We start from the raw sequence: 13,312 nt of genomic DNA, 5'->3' as shown, positions 1-13,312 counted from the left end.
ATCGGGCCCGGGGGTTCAGTCCGCCAGCCGCCGGTGGACGTCGACCTCATCGTGCAGGACCACCGGGCTGTCGCCACCGGTCGCGGTCAGCAGGGTTCCGGCGTGCTGCACGGAGGCCGCCGCCCAGCGGAGGCCTTCCGCGAGCGCCTCCCGCCCCGCCCCGCCGGCGGCCAGGAAGCCGGCCAGCAGCGCGTCTCCCGCCCCGACGGCGGACACCGCCTGCTCGACGGGCGCTTCTCCGTGCACGGCACCGTTGTCGTCCACCAGGACGGCGCCGTCCGGCCCGAGACTTGCCAGCACCGACCGCGCGCCCCGCTCACGCAGCTGGCCGGCAGCGGCGAGGACGTCGCCGAGCGTGGTGAGTTTCCGCCCGATCGCCTCGGCGAGCTCCTCCCGGTTGGGCTTGACGACGTCCGGTCCGGCCTCGATCGCCCAGCGCAGGGCGATCCCGGACGTGTCGACCGCGACCCGCAGGCCGAGCCGGCGGGCTTCGCCCAGCAGCTCGATGTAGAACCGTTCGTCCAGCCCTTCCGGCAGGCTGCCGCAGGCGGCGAGCCACCGGGCGCCCCGGCCCGCGGCCAGCGTCGCCTCACGCAGCGCCCGCACCTCGTCCCGGCTCAGCGCCGGACCGTGCTCGTTGATCTTGGTGACGGTGCCGTCCGGTTCGGCGAGGCTGACGTTGCTGCGCGTGGTGCCGTGGATGGGCACCTCCCGGAACGACAGGCCGGTGCCGGTCAGCATGCGCGACAGGTCGGTTCCGGTCGCGCCGCCGAGCGGGAGCACCGCGGTGGTCGGGCACCGGTGTGCCTGGAGCGCGAGGCTGACGTTGACGCCCTTGCCGCTGGGTTCGGACAGGGTGCGTTTCGCACGCGTGACCGCGCCCCGGGTGAGGGCGTCGACGAAGAGCGTGCGGTCCACGCTGGGGTTGGGGGTGACGGTGACGATCACACTTGCTCCACGGTCAGGCCGGCGGAGCGGAGCGCCGTTGCATCCGCCCGGGAGATACCGGTGTCGGTGATGAGATGGTCGATGTCGCCGAGTTCGGCGTGGCGGCACAGGCTGACCCGGCCGATCTTGCTGCTGTCGGCGAGCAGGACGCGCCGCTGCGCACTGGTCGTCATGAGCCGTTTGACGGCCGCTTCGGCCGGGTCCGGGGTGGTCAGCCCGCGTTCCAGGGAGATCCCGTTGGTGCCCAGGAACGCGACGTCCGCGTTCACCTCGCCCAGCGCGCGGGCGGCCCAGCCCTCCACGGTGGCCAGCGTCCGGCCGCGCAGGCGGCCGCCGAGCGTGTACACCGTGAGGTTCGGCCGGGTGATCAGCGTGAGCGCGATCGGCAGGGCGTTGGTGAACACCGTGAGCTCGCGGTCGGCCGGGAACACCTCCGCGAGCTTGGCGGTGGTGGACCCGGCGTCGAGCAGGACCGAGCCGCCCATCGGCAGGTGTGCCAGCGCCGCGCGGGCGATGCGGGTCTTCTCCTGCGCGTAGTCCAGGCGCGCGCCGACCTCCGGCTCGAACGACAGGCCCTCCACCGGCAGCGCGCCGCCGTGGACGCGCCGCAGCAGGCCCTGCCGTTCGAGCACGATGAGGTCCTTGCGGATCGTTTCCCCGGTGACGTCGAGCTCCTCGGCGAGGCCGGCCGCCGTGACCTCCCCGGTCGACCGGAGCAGCTGCAGGATCGCCTGCTGGCGCTGCGCGGCGTAGCGGAAGCGGCCCTGGCCGGCGCGCGCCTCCTCCGGGTTGTGGGTGCTCATGGCGACGTCCCCCTCGTGTCGGGCCGGGTCAGCAGGTCGTTTTGTACAGGGCCTGCTGGCTGGCCGGCTGCGCGAGGGTGTCGCGGGTGATGGTGACGGTGCCGCTCGGGATGGTCTTGGTGACCGGCTTCCCGGTGAGCCCGTTCGCGATCTGGTCGACCGCGCTGACCCCGATCTGGTAGGGCTGCTGGGCGATCAGCGCCTGCACCGCGCCCTGCTGCAGCTGCTCGACCTGCACGGGGCCCGCGTCGAATCCGACGACCTGTACGGCGCCGACCTTGCCGGAGTTGCGCAGCCCGGTCGCGGCCCCCTGCGCCGCGAACTGGTTGGTGGCGAAGATCCCGGCGAGGTCGGGGTGCGCGGCCAGCGTCGCGCTGACGATCGAGGCCGCCTTGGCCGGGTCGTTGTTGTTGATCTGCGCGCCCACGTCCACGATCCCGGGGTACTTCTTGATCTGCTCCTCGAACCCGTGCTGGCGCTGGTCCGAAGTGGACGCTCCGGCCTGGAAGGCGATCACCAGCACCTTGCCCTTCTCCCCGATCAGCTTGGCCAGCGCGTCGGCCGCGGCCGCACCCGCCGCGGTGTTGTCGGTGGACACGGCCGTCGTCGCGATCGAGGTGTCCTGCAGCGTCGTGTCGACGAGGCCGATCGCGCTGCCGGCCTGCTTCGCCCGCAGCAGCGGCGGGAGCATGGCGGTCGCGTCGGTCGGCGCGACGAGGATCGCGTCCGGGCGCTTCGCGGCGGCGGCGTTGACGATCGGGGTCTGCAGCGAGGGGTCGAACGACTGCGGGGCCTGGGTGTCGACGGTCATCCCGAGTTTCCGGGCCTCGTCCTGGATCCCGCACTGCATGGTGATGTAGAAGCTGTCGCCGGACACCCCGGGGATGAAGGTGATCTTCTTGCCGGAGACGGTGTCCGAGACCGGGGTGGTGCCGGTGCCCGCGGTGCTGCAGGCCGCCAGGACCGCGGTCGCCGCGACCAGCGCGGCGGCGAGGGAGGTGGTGCGCATGGTGCTGCCTTTCGGGGGAGGAGGGGTTTTTCAGCCGCGGTCGCGGGCGCGACGGCGGAGCTGGTCGAGGAAGACGGCGACGATCAGCACGGCGCCGACGGCGACCTGCTGCCAGAACGGCTGGACCCCGAGGACCACGAAGCCGTTCTGCAGGACGCTCGGGATGAACACCCCGATCACCGAGCCGACGATCGTGCCGACCCCGCCGAACAGGCTGGTGCCGCCGATCACGACCGCCGCGATGGTCTGCAGGTTGTCGGTCGCGTGCCCGTTGAGGGTCGTCGTGGCGAACTGCGCGACCGACAGGTAACCCGCGAGCCCGGACAGCAGCCCGGCCAGCGCGTACACCTTGACCAGGTGCCGGTCGGTGTTGATGCCCGCGCGCCGCAGGGCTTCCTTGTTGGACCCGGCGGCGTAGGTGTGCCTGCCGAACCGGGTCATGGCGAGCACGACGCCACCGACGATCGCCACGCACGCGGAGATCACCACCAGCACCGGGACCCCGGCGATGCGCCCGGAACCCACGTACAGCGCGAGGTCGAGCGGGACCTCCCGGACGTCGACGCCACCGGTCACCAGCAGGGCACCTCCGAGGGACATGCCCATGGTGCCGAGCGTGACGATCAGCGCGGGAATGCGGGCCTTCGCGACGAGGACCCCGTTGAGCAGGCCCCACACCAGACCGGTCAGCACGGCCACGACCAGGCCGAGCAGGAGCGCCCACACCCCGGCGCCGGCCAGGTGCGCCATCACCTCGGCGGACACGACGCTGGAGAACACCAGCACACCGCCGACGGACAGGTCGATCCCGGCCGTGATGATCACGAACGTGCTGCCCACGGCGAGCACGAGCAGGATCGACGCGTCGTTGGCGATGTTGCCCAGGTTCGCGCCGGTGAGGAAGCTGTCCGGGGCGAGCGCGGTGAACACCACCAGCAACAGCAGCAGGACGCCGAAGATGCGGGTGGCCGGTGCGGCGAGCAGCCGGCGCGCGGGCGGGCGGCGGATCGCGGGCTTCGGCTGCACGGGGGTCGAGGTGGTCGTCACTGGTGCTCCTTCACGGTCCCGCCGGTCATGGCGGCGACGAGGTCTTCGACGGAGGTGCCCGCCGTGTCCAGCCGCGCCACCCTGGCTCCCAGGCGGAGCACCTCGACGCGGTCGCAGATCTGGAGCACCTGCTGCATGTTGTGGCTGATCAGCACGACGGTGATGCCCTGGTCGCGCACCCGGCGGATCAGGTCGAGCACCCCGCGCTGCTGCACGACGCCCAGCGCGGCGGTCGGCTCGTCCATGAAGATCACCTTCTGGGCCCACATCGCCGCCCGGGCGACCGCCACGCTCTGCCGCTGGCCGCCGGACAGGTCGGCGACCACAGCGGCATCGTCCTTAAGCGACACTCCCAAGCGGACGATCGCCTCGCTCGCCTCGCGCGCCATCGCCTTCTTGTCGAGGAAACCCAGCCGGCCCCAGAAGCCGCCACGCAGGATTTCCCTGCCCAGGAACAGGTTCGCGGACGGATCGAGGTCCGCGGCGAGCGCGAGGTCCTGGTACACGGTTTCGATGCCGTGTTCGCGGGCGACGTGCGGGGAGTCCAACCGGACCGGTTCGCCGTCGAGCAGGATCTGGCCCTCGTCGGGCTGGTCCGCACCCGAGAGGATCTTCACGAGCGTGCTCTTGCCGGCGCCGTTGTCGCCGATGAGCCCGACGATCTCGCCGGGGTAGGCGGTGAAGTCCGCGCCGCGCAACGCTTCGACGTGACCGAAGCGCCGCACGACACCGCGGGCTTCGAGCAGGGGTTCAGGCATGGGAGGCCTCCGAGGGGGACAGGAGTTCCGGGCCGGGCAGTTCGCCGGGTCCGGCGTAGTGGCCGGCGGCGATTCCGGCCAGCAGCGCGGCGCCGCGGGCACCGGCCTCGCCGACGTCGGGCCGGTGCACGGGCCCGAGCAGGCGGGTCTTCACGGCGAGCAGGGCTTGGCTGCGGGCCCAGCCACCGGTCACGACGAGCCGGGAGTGCGCACCGCTGAGGCGGCTCATCGCCTCGTGCAGTTCCGCGACCTGGCCGGTGACCGCTTCGAGCGCGGCTCGCCACACCGCGGCGGGCCCGATGTCGCCGTCGAAACCGCGCAGGGCGAACCCGTCCTGCTCCACCGTCATCCGCAGCGGATCCGGCGCCAGGCCGGCGACCTCGCGGTCGAGCCGCGGGACCGCGGTGCCGTCCAGGCCGAGCATCCGCAGGACCCGTTCCAGGACGAGACCTCCCTGGGTGGCGCCGAGCAGGCACCACCGGCCCGCCAGCACGTGCCAGCCGACCGTGACGCCCGCTTCGGCCAGCGACAGCACCGCCTCGGGCGGCAGCCCGGCCGGCACCGTGCGGACGAGCGCCTCGGCGGTGCCGCACGAGTCGAGCTGGTCGCCGTCGCCCGCCGCGCCGGCGCCGACCGCCGCCGCCTGGTGGTCCTGCCCGGCCAGCGTGAGCACCGCGCCCCGCAACCGGTCCGGAACGTCCACTCGCGACACCCTGCCCACCGGCTCGCCACCGGTGACCAGCGGCGGGAGCAGCGAGGGCCGGAGCCCGGACCACTCCAGCGCCTCCGGCCACCACTGCCGGGTCGCCACCTCCAGCCAGCCGGTGCGCGAGGCGAGGGACTGGTCGCTCGCCTCCTCACCGCCCAGCTCCCGGACGAGCCACTCGGCCAAGTTGAACCGGCGCACCGCCGAGCGGGCCGCGGGCAGGTTCCGGTCGAGCCAGCGGTGTTTGGTCAGCGACCACTGACCGCGCAGGGGCAGACCGGTGCGGGTCGAGAACTCCGCCGCTCCGAGGTCTTCGGCGAGCTCCCGCACCTGGCGGTCGTCCCGGGTGTCGTGCCAGGCGATGACCGGCGCGACGGGGGTGCCGTGCCCGTCGAGCAGCACGCCCGACTCGCCGATGCCGGTGATGCCGAGGCCGAGCACGGGCCCTTCCGGGGCGCCGGCGAGCGCTTCGCGCAGGGCGCGCAGCACCGCGTCGAGCAGGAGAGCCGGGTCGAGGTCCGTGCCCTGCGGGCCGGTCCGCCACGGGGTCGCGGCCCTGCCCGTGGCGAGCTCGCGCCCGTCCACGGTGAAGACCGCGGCCTTGCTCGCCGTCGTGCCCACGTCCAGGCCGGCCAGGAGAGGTTGCACCGTTGCGCACCTTGCTTTCAATCTTGGACTTGGTTGGTTATCGTGGGACATCGTTGGAGTTCTGTCAAGCTCGATCAAGGAGGCCGGATGCCGCTCGCCGCTACCGGAGAGCTCGTGGGACAGGCGCGAGAACGCCGCACGGGCATCGCCGCGTTCAACGTCATCACGCTGGAGCACGCGGAGGGCGTCGTCAGGGGTGCCGAATCCGTCGCGGCGCCGGTGATCCTGCAGATCAGCCAGAACGCGGTGAAGTTCCACAATGGACACCTGGCCCCGCTGGCGGCGGCCTGCGCGGCGATCGCCCGCACGGCGGGCGTGCCGGTGGCGCTGCACCTGGACCACGTGGAGGACACCGGTCTGCTGCACGAGGCGGCTCACACCGACCTGTCCTCGGCGATGTTCGACGCGTCGGCGCTGGACTACGACAGCAACGTGGCCGCCACCCGCGCGGCCGCCCGCTGGGCGCACGACCACGGACTGTGGCTCGAAGCCGAACTCGGCGCCGTCGGCGGCAAGGAAGGCGCGCACGCGCCGGGGGTGCGGACCGATCCCGCCGAGGCGGCGGCCTTCGTGGCGGCGACGGAGGTCGACGCGCTCGCGGTCGCCGTCGGCAGCACGCACGCCATGACCACCCCCACCGCGCGCCTGGACCACGACCTCATCGCACGCCTCGCCGGGGCGGTGCCGGTCCCCCTCGTCCTGCACGGTTCCTCGGGGGTGGCCCGGGACGAGCTGGGACTGGCGGTGACCCGGGGCATGGTGAAGATCAACATCGGCACCGCACTCAACGTGGCGCTCACCGGCGAGGTCCGCGAATGGCTCGCCGCCAACCCCGCCGCGGTCGACCCGCGCAAGTACCTCGCCCCCGCCAGGGACCGGATCGCCGAAGTCACCTCGGCCCTGCTGACCGCGATCACCACCCCGTCCCGCTGATCACCTCCGGCCGCGACGTGGTCCGCGGGCCGGTTGACCGACGCGACCGAGCCGTGCCACCGCCCTGGTCGAGGTGCGACGCGTCGGAGCGGAGACCCACCGCGGCAGCAGCCGAGGAGCCGCCTCGATGACGGTGACGCGCGTGCCACCCGCCGCTGCGACCGCGGCGAACTCGAGACCGATGAGGCCGCCGCCGATCCATCGGACGACGCAGAAGGTCACGATGCCGCGCCCGGGTGGTCGAGCACGCGGTCGGCGAGTACGTGCGGGATGCCGCGCTCGGCGAGCCGGCCACGGACCGCGTCCGCGTCTCTTTCCCGCCGGCCGGCCGGATTTCAATGCGCGGTCCACCCGCCGTCCACGCGCAGGGTGGCGCCGGTCATGTACGACGACGCGTCGCTGGCCAGGAAGACCACCGCGCCGGCCAGTTCGCTCGCGGCACCGATGCGCCGCTGCGGCACGGTGTTGACGATGACCTCGCCCCAGCGGCTGTTCACCAGGCCGTCGGACAGGTCCGTCGCGAAGTACCCGGGCGCGAGCGCGTTCACCCGCACGCCGCGGTCGGCCCACTCGACCGCGAGTACCCGCGTGAGGGCCTCCACCCCGCCCTTGCTCGCGGCGTAGGCGGCGATCCGCGGGAAACCGGTGGCGGCGTGCACCGAGGACACGTTGACGATGCTGCCCGACCCCTGTTCGAGCATGCGGCGGCCCGCGGCGCGGCAACAGAAGTACGTGCCGTCGAGGTTGACCCGCAGCACCCGGTGCCAGTCTTCGTCGCCCAACGACTCGCTGCGCGTGAAGACCGGGCTGATCCCGGCGCAGTTGACCAGGACGTCGACACGTCCGAGGCGCCGCACGCAGTCCTCGGCGAATCCGGGCTCGTCCACGGATCCCGGCAGCACCACCGTGTCCGGCCCGGCCTCCTCCGACAGCGTGCGCAGATCCTGCTCGGTCCGGGAGGTCACGGCGAGCCGCGCACCCGCCCGCGCCAGCGCCAGGGACATCGCGCGGCCGAGACCCTTGCCCGCCCCCGTCACCCACGCCGTCTTCCCCGTGAGGTCGAACATGGTCACGCGATCACCGGCAGGGACCGCAGGTCGCGCTTGAGCACCTTGCCCGAAGGGGTGCGCGGGAGCTCGTCGAGGAACTGGATCTCCGCGGGCACCTTGAACTTCGCGAGGCGTTCCCGGCAGAACGCGACGAGCCCGGCGGCGTCCACGGCGGCGCCCGGCCGCAGCACCACGAAGGCTTTCGGCACCTCGCCCCACCGCTCGTGGGACATGCCCACGACCGCGGCCTCCACGACCTCGGGATGCTCGTAGAGGACCCGCTCCACCTCGGGCGTGGCGATGTTCTCCCCGCCCGAGACGATCATGTCCTTCTTGCGGTCCTCCACGTAGAGGTAGCCGTCCTGGTCGACCCGGCCGATGTCGCCGGTGTGGAACCAGCCGTCGCGCAGGGCCTTGGCCGTCGCCTCCGGGTCGCGCCAGTACCCGGCGAACACCTTGGGCCCGGAAAGGGTGATCTCACCGAGCTCACCGCGCGGTACCTCGCGGCCGGTCTCGTCGACGACGCGCACCCGCAGGTGCACGACCGGCCTGCCGACGGAACCGGCCTTCGACAGCATGTGCGCGGCGTCGTTGAAGGTGTCGCCGGAGACGGTCTCGGTGAGCCCGTAGGCGTCGGCGAACCAGGCGGAGGGGAACGCGGCGCGGATGCGCTCGATGAGCGGCACCGGCATCTTCTCCCCGCCGCCTATGACGAACCGGATCGAGGAGGTGTCCCGTTCGGACAGTCCCGGCAGGTGCAGCAGGGCGTTCATCATCGAGGGGGCGAGCCAGATGTTGGTCGGACGCTCCCGCTCGATGGTGTCGACGACCTCGGCGGCGTCGAACTTCCGGGTGAGGATCAGCGAACCGCCGGCGTGCAGGGTGGCCAGCGCGGGCAGGTCGAGCCCGCCGACGTGGTAGAGGGGACCGCACACCAGCGTGGTGTCGGCGCTGGTGATGCCGAACTCCACGATCTGCCCGAGGTTCTTGTACAGCAGGTTGCCGTGGGTGACGCACACGCCTTTGGGGCGGGAGGTGGTGCCGGAGGTGTACATCAGGCGCTGCAGCGTGTCCGGGCCGACGTCCTCGATCGGCACGACCTCGCCGAGGTGCCGCGCCACCAGGTCCTCATAGGACGACCAGCCCTCCCGCTGCCCACCCAGCAGCAGCCGGTCGCGGACCGGGACCGCGGCCGCGGCGTCGGCGAACTCCGGCTCGGTGAGGAGCGCCGCCGCCTCGGCGTTGCCGATGATGTAGTCCCATTCGGCGGGGGAGAGCCGGTAGTTCAACGGCAGGAACGCCGCGCCTAGGTGGTTGAGCGCGAGCACGGTCTCGATGAACTCGATGTGGTTGTACAGCAGCAGCGCGACGATGTCGCCGCGGCCGATGCCCAGCTCCCGCAGACCCGCGGCGAGAGCGTGCACCCTGGCCGCCAGCTCACGGTTGGTCAGGCCGCGCTCGCCCTGGGACAGCACGACCTTGTCGGGGTAACGGCCCAGGTTGTGTTCGAGCACGCCGGCGAAGTTGTACATCAGCGCTCCTCCGTGTGGAAGCTGTGCAGTTGCGCCCCCGCCTCGCCCCAGTGGATCGTGCTGATCATGCCGCCGTCGGCGACCAGATCGGCGCCGGTGACGAAGGCGGCCTCGGGGCCGGCGAGGAAGGCGACGACTCGGGCGATGTCGTCCGGCTCGCCCAGCCGCCCGAGCGGGATGTTGTCCACAGTGGCCGATCGGATGGCGGGGTTGCCCAGGGTGTCCCGGTTCAGCCCGCTGGTGACCACACCCGGGCTCACCGAGTTGATGCGGATCCCGTGCCCGGCCAGCTCGGCGGCGAGCTGCCTGGTCAGTGCGAGCACTCCGCCCTTGGCCGCGGTGTAGGAGGAGAACCCGTACCCGGTGTGCCCGGCGATCGAGGCGATCTGCACGATCGAACCCCCACCCGCCCCGCTCATGGCCGGGATGACGTGCCGCAGCAGGATGAAGTACCCGGTGAGGTTGACGTCGACCACGCGCCGCCACTCCTCGACCGAGCACTCCAGCAGCTTCTTGCGCACGATGATGCCGGCGGCGTTGACGAGTACCGTCGGCGCCGCGGGCAGCGCGGCGACGACCTCCCGCACGGCGTCGTCGTCGGTGACGTCGACCGCGTACTCGGTGGCCTCGCCGCCGCGGTCCTCGATCTCCTGCCGGGTACCGCCCGCCCCGTGGATGTCCAGGAGCGCGACCGCCGCTCCCGTCGCGGCCAGGCGCAGCGCGCAGGCCCGCCCGATACCGGAGGCGGCGCCGGTGATGACAGCGCAGTTCATGTGGTTCCCTCTCAGCCCATCGCGTATCCGCCGTTGACGTCGACCACGGCGCCGGTCATGTAGCTGGCCGCGGGGGACGCCAGGAACGCCGCCACCCGCGCGATCTCCTCCGGCCGGGCGAGCCTGCCCAGCGGGCAGTAGTCCGGCCGGTAGCCGCGCCCGGCGACCATCTCGGTGTCCACCACCCCGGGAGCCACGCCGTTGGCGGTGATCCCGTTCGCGGCCTCGGTCTTGGCGAGCCACTTGACCATCGCGTGCACGGCGCCCTTGCTCGCCACGTAGTGCGGCCCGGCGAGCACCCCGCCGACCTTGCCCGCGACCGACCCCATGCACACCACCCGGCCGCCGTGGCGCCGCAGCAGCGGCAACGCCGCCTTGATGGTCCACAGGGTGCCCTTCACGTTGACCCCCAGCACGTGGTCCACTTCGGACTCGCCGAGGTCGTCGAGGGACACCGTGTCGCCGTACACCGCCGCCGAGGTGACCAGCGCGTCGAGTGCGGGCAGGCCGGAGAGAACCGCCCGCACCGCGGCCAGGTCGGTGACGTCCACCGCGTGCCCGGTGGCGGTGCCGCCCTCGGCCCTGATGGTGTCGACCGTGGCGGCGGGATCATTGACGTCGAGCACCGTCACCTCGGCGCCCGCGGCGGCCAGCTCGCGGGCGATGTGCGCGCCGATGCCGCGGGCGGCGCCGGTGACGACGGCCTGCCGGCCGCGCATCCCGGCGGCGCCGCCCGCGGCGAGCACACCGGTCACGAGTTCTCGCCGGTGCGGCGCTCGTGGGCTGCCAGTTCCTCCATCAGCACCGGAACGCCGAGGGTGCAGGTGTGGATGCCGAGCACACTGGTCAGCTCCAGGACCTCCATGATCTCCTCCTTGGTCGCCCCGTAGCCCAGCGCGTTGCGGATGTGCTGGCGCAGCCCGGGTTCGTAGAGGTGCGTGGTGGAGGCGTCGATCGCGGTGTAGATCAGCTCCCGCACCTTCGGTTCGAGGACACCCTTGCGCCACGGCACCGACGAGAAGGTCAGGTAGGCCTCGAAGAACTCGGGGTCCAGGCTGAGCAGCCCCTCCCAGAAGGGGTTCCAGTAGCCCCGTTCCGACACGAACCGCTCACGCAGCTCGCGCTGGCGCTCGTTGAGCTCGATCGAAGTCATCCTTGTCTCCCTTACTGAGCGGCCAGTTCGGCACGGCGGCGGCGGGTGGCTTCCTCGTCGACGCGCAGCCCCTCCGGATCGGTGCGCGGGTCACCGGTGACGACGACGCCGTAGTCGCGGTAGGCGCCCTCGACGGTCACGTACTCGTCACGCACGTCCCGCTTGACCCGTTCCGGGTCGCGTTCGAGCGGGTTGCCCCAGCCGCCACCACCGTTGGTGAGGTAGCGGAACACCGCGTGCGGTTGGGTGTGCCACACCGGGGTGCTGGCGAAGTAGAAGTACTCCCCGTCCGGGTCGACGCGCTTGGTCTCCGGGTCGAGCATCCCGGCCACCGGGGTGGCAAGCGCGTACACGTCGTCGGAGGTGGCGAGCAGTTCCCTGGTGCGCACGACGTCGCGGTCCTCGGCGTGGAACAGCCACGTCGCGCCGAGCGCGCCGCTCTTGCCGCCGTACACCCCGAGACCGCTGGGGCTCTTCGTGTGCAATGGACTGGACCAGTGCTCGGCCGCGGTCAGGTACAGGGTGTCCTTGAGCACCGCCGCGCCACCGCGGTGGGCGCCCGCGCCGGAGCTGTCCGGCACGTATTCCTTGCGCAGCACCACCGCGGGCAGCTCGGATTCGATCGCCTCGGTCGCCGGGTCGAGGTTGTTCGCCTGGTACACCACGGAGTAGCTGTCCGCGTCGCCCGCCTCGGTCGCGCCCCACGGCCCGTGCTCGCCGCCGCACTGTGCGGTGGTCACCCACGGTGTCCCGTCTTCGAGCACGCCGTTGGCGTTGTGGATGTTGAGCGAACCGTAGTCACCGCCGACGGCCTTGCGGCCCAGTGCCTTCTCCAGCGCGCGGAACACCGCCAGCAGGACCGGTCCGGTGCTCTCCCAGTACAGGAACACCGCGCCGTCCGGTGGCGTGGCGCTGATGAACGTCCCGGCGGGCAGCACGATGTCGATGTCCCGGTAGGCGCCCGAGGTGAACGGGGTCGCCGGGTCGATCAGGAACTTCAGCGCGACACCGACGGCGGTCTTGGTGTCCAGGATGCCGGCGTTGATGCTGGTGCGCGCCTGCGGCGAGGTACCACTGAAGTCGAGCTCCATGCGGTGCCCCGCCTTGGTGATCCTGACCTTGATCCGGTACTCCACCGAGTCGTCGACGCCGTCGCAGTCGATGCCCTCCTCGGCCTCGTACACGCCGTCGGGCAGCGCGGCGAGCGCGGTGCTCATCGCCTCGGCGGAGACGTCGGTGCTGTACCGGATCGCCCCGAGGTAGGCCTCGGCGCCGTAGCGTTCGACGCTTTCCTGGATCAGCCGCTCGCCCAGCAACAGGTTCGCGTAGATGGTCTTGATGTCGGGCAGCAGCAGTGCGCAGTAGCGCGCGTTGTCGAAGATCAGGTTGAACGCGGACTTGATCGGCTTGTCGTCCCGGTAGAGCAGGGTCGGGGCGATCACCAGGCCGTTCTCGTACACGTTGCGCTTCGTGCCGCTGAACCCGGCAGGAACGACACCACCCATGTCCAGCTGGTGGGCGCGCAGCGTGACGAAGGAGATGACGCGGCCGTCGACGAACACCGGGCGGATGAAGCAGACGTCGTTCACGTGGTTGCCCGCCCGATACGGGTCGTTGCAGATCACCACGTCACCGGGACGCAGGTTTTCCGGCCCGTACTCCTCGATGGTGTTGCGCACCGCCTCGGACATGGTGCCGAGGAACATCGCGAGGCTGTTGCTCACCGACGACATCGGGTAGTTCAGCTCCGGCGGACCGGAGATGGTGGCCGCGAAGTCGTACCAGTCGCGCAGGATCAGCGAGAACGCGTTGTTGAGCAGCCCGGTGCACATGTGCTGCACGATGTAGCGCATCCGGCTGGACAGCACCGTGGCGGTGAACCGGTCGGCGCCGTACCGCTCGGCGAACTGCGCGTCGTCGAGGTCCTTGAGTGAAACAGTCATGGTCTTCCCC

The 13,312-nt window shown here is 71.8% G+C and carries 14 protein-coding genes; 1 reads left to right on the top strand and 13 read right to left on the bottom strand.

Annotated elements, in window-relative coordinates; all coding sequences use genetic code 11:
- Positions 1-15 precede the first annotated feature (15 nt).
- From FHX82_RS28015 to FHX82_RS27990, 6 genes are read right to left on the bottom strand one after another with little or no spacing between them, the layout of a single operon-like run.
- Positions 16-948, bottom strand: coding sequence for a 1-phosphofructokinase family hexose kinase (locus tag FHX82_RS28015; RefSeq protein WP_145934440.1), 933 nt, complete (start codon positions 946-948; stop codon positions 16-18).
- Positions 945-1,751 carry a DeoR/GlpR family DNA-binding transcription regulator gene (locus FHX82_RS28010; protein WP_145934441.1) on the bottom strand — a complete coding sequence of 269 codons (807 nt, stop codon included), beginning with the start codon at positions 1,749-1,751 and terminating at the stop codon, positions 945-947. The genes FHX82_RS28015 and FHX82_RS28010 overlap by 4 nt, the downstream gene beginning before the upstream one ends.
- 28 nt (positions 1,752-1,779) lie before the next feature.
- Complete coding sequence (locus tag FHX82_RS28005) at positions 1,780-2,760, bottom strand: ABC transporter substrate-binding protein (RefSeq protein WP_145934442.1); 981 nt, start codon at positions 2,758-2,760, stop codon at positions 1,780-1,782.
- A 30-nt stretch (positions 2,761-2,790) separates the two neighbouring features.
- Positions 2,791-3,807, bottom strand: coding sequence for an ABC transporter permease (locus tag FHX82_RS28000; RefSeq protein WP_183176877.1), 1,017 nt, complete (start codon positions 3,805-3,807; stop codon positions 2,791-2,793).
- Positions 3,804-4,565: an ATP-binding cassette domain-containing protein gene (locus FHX82_RS27995; RefSeq protein ID WP_145934443.1), complete on the bottom strand. Its 762-nt coding sequence runs from the start codon at positions 4,563-4,565 to the stop codon at positions 3,804-3,806. The genes FHX82_RS28000 and FHX82_RS27995 overlap by 4 nt, the downstream gene beginning before the upstream one ends.
- Positions 4,558-5,919 carry an FGGY-family carbohydrate kinase gene (locus tag FHX82_RS27990; RefSeq protein WP_183176876.1) on the bottom strand — a complete coding sequence of 454 codons (1,362 nt, stop codon included), beginning with the start codon at positions 5,917-5,919 and terminating at the stop codon, positions 4,558-4,560. The genes FHX82_RS27995 and FHX82_RS27990 overlap by 8 nt, the downstream gene beginning before the upstream one ends.
- Before the next feature lie 87 nt (positions 5,920-6,006).
- Here FHX82_RS27990 and FHX82_RS27985 point away from each other — a divergent pair, with 87 nt between their 5' ends.
- Positions 6,007-6,852, top strand: coding sequence for a class II fructose-bisphosphate aldolase (locus FHX82_RS27985; RefSeq protein WP_145934445.1), 846 nt, complete (start codon positions 6,007-6,009; stop codon positions 6,850-6,852).
- Here FHX82_RS27985 and FHX82_RS27980 read toward each other — a convergent pair whose 3' ends face one another.
- The 7 genes from FHX82_RS27980 to FHX82_RS27950 form a co-directional block, all read right to left on the bottom strand.
- A complete protein-coding gene (locus FHX82_RS27980; RefSeq protein WP_229881121.1) occupies positions 6,853-7,074 on the bottom strand; it encodes an FAD-dependent oxidoreductase in 222 nt (73 codons plus the stop codon). It abuts the gene before it with no gap.
- Between the two features lie 113 nt (positions 7,075-7,187).
- Positions 7,188-7,919, bottom strand: a complete 732-nt coding sequence (locus FHX82_RS27975; RefSeq protein WP_221216654.1) for an SDR family NAD(P)-dependent oxidoreductase — start codon at positions 7,917-7,919, stop codon at positions 7,188-7,190.
- A 2-nt stretch (positions 7,920-7,921) separates the two neighbouring features.
- Positions 7,922-9,433: an acyl-CoA synthetase gene (locus tag FHX82_RS27970; RefSeq protein ID WP_145934448.1), complete on the bottom strand. Its 1,512-nt coding sequence runs from the start codon at positions 9,431-9,433 to the stop codon at positions 7,922-7,924.
- On the bottom strand, positions 9,433-10,206 hold the full coding sequence (locus FHX82_RS27965; protein ID WP_145934449.1) for an SDR family NAD(P)-dependent oxidoreductase: 774 nt from the start codon (positions 10,204-10,206) through the stop codon (positions 9,433-9,435). Before FHX82_RS27965 ends, FHX82_RS27970 begins: the two co-directional genes overlap by 1 nt.
- An 11-nt stretch (positions 10,207-10,217) precedes the next feature.
- Positions 10,218-10,961 carry an SDR family NAD(P)-dependent oxidoreductase gene (locus FHX82_RS27960; RefSeq protein WP_229881123.1) on the bottom strand — a complete coding sequence of 248 codons (744 nt, stop codon included), beginning with the start codon at positions 10,959-10,961 and terminating at the stop codon, positions 10,218-10,220.
- Entirely contained in the window at positions 10,958-11,359 is a 402-nt protein-coding gene (locus FHX82_RS27955) for a carboxymuconolactone decarboxylase family protein (RefSeq protein WP_145934450.1), read from the bottom strand. Before FHX82_RS27955 ends, FHX82_RS27960 begins: the two co-directional genes overlap by 4 nt.
- Positions 11,360-11,370: 11 nt before the next feature.
- On the bottom strand, positions 11,371-13,302 hold the full coding sequence (locus tag FHX82_RS27950) for a hydantoinase B/oxoprolinase family protein (protein ID WP_145934451.1): 1,932 nt from the start codon (positions 13,300-13,302) through the stop codon (positions 11,371-11,373).
- Between the last annotated feature and the right edge of the window lie 10 nt (positions 13,303-13,312).

The organism is Amycolatopsis bartoniae (assembly GCF_014191255.1).
Lineage (GTDB): Bacteria > Actinomycetota > Actinomycetes > Mycobacteriales > Pseudonocardiaceae > Amycolatopsis_E > Amycolatopsis_E bartoniae.
This window is presented reverse-complemented; position numbering and strand designations above follow the sequence as displayed.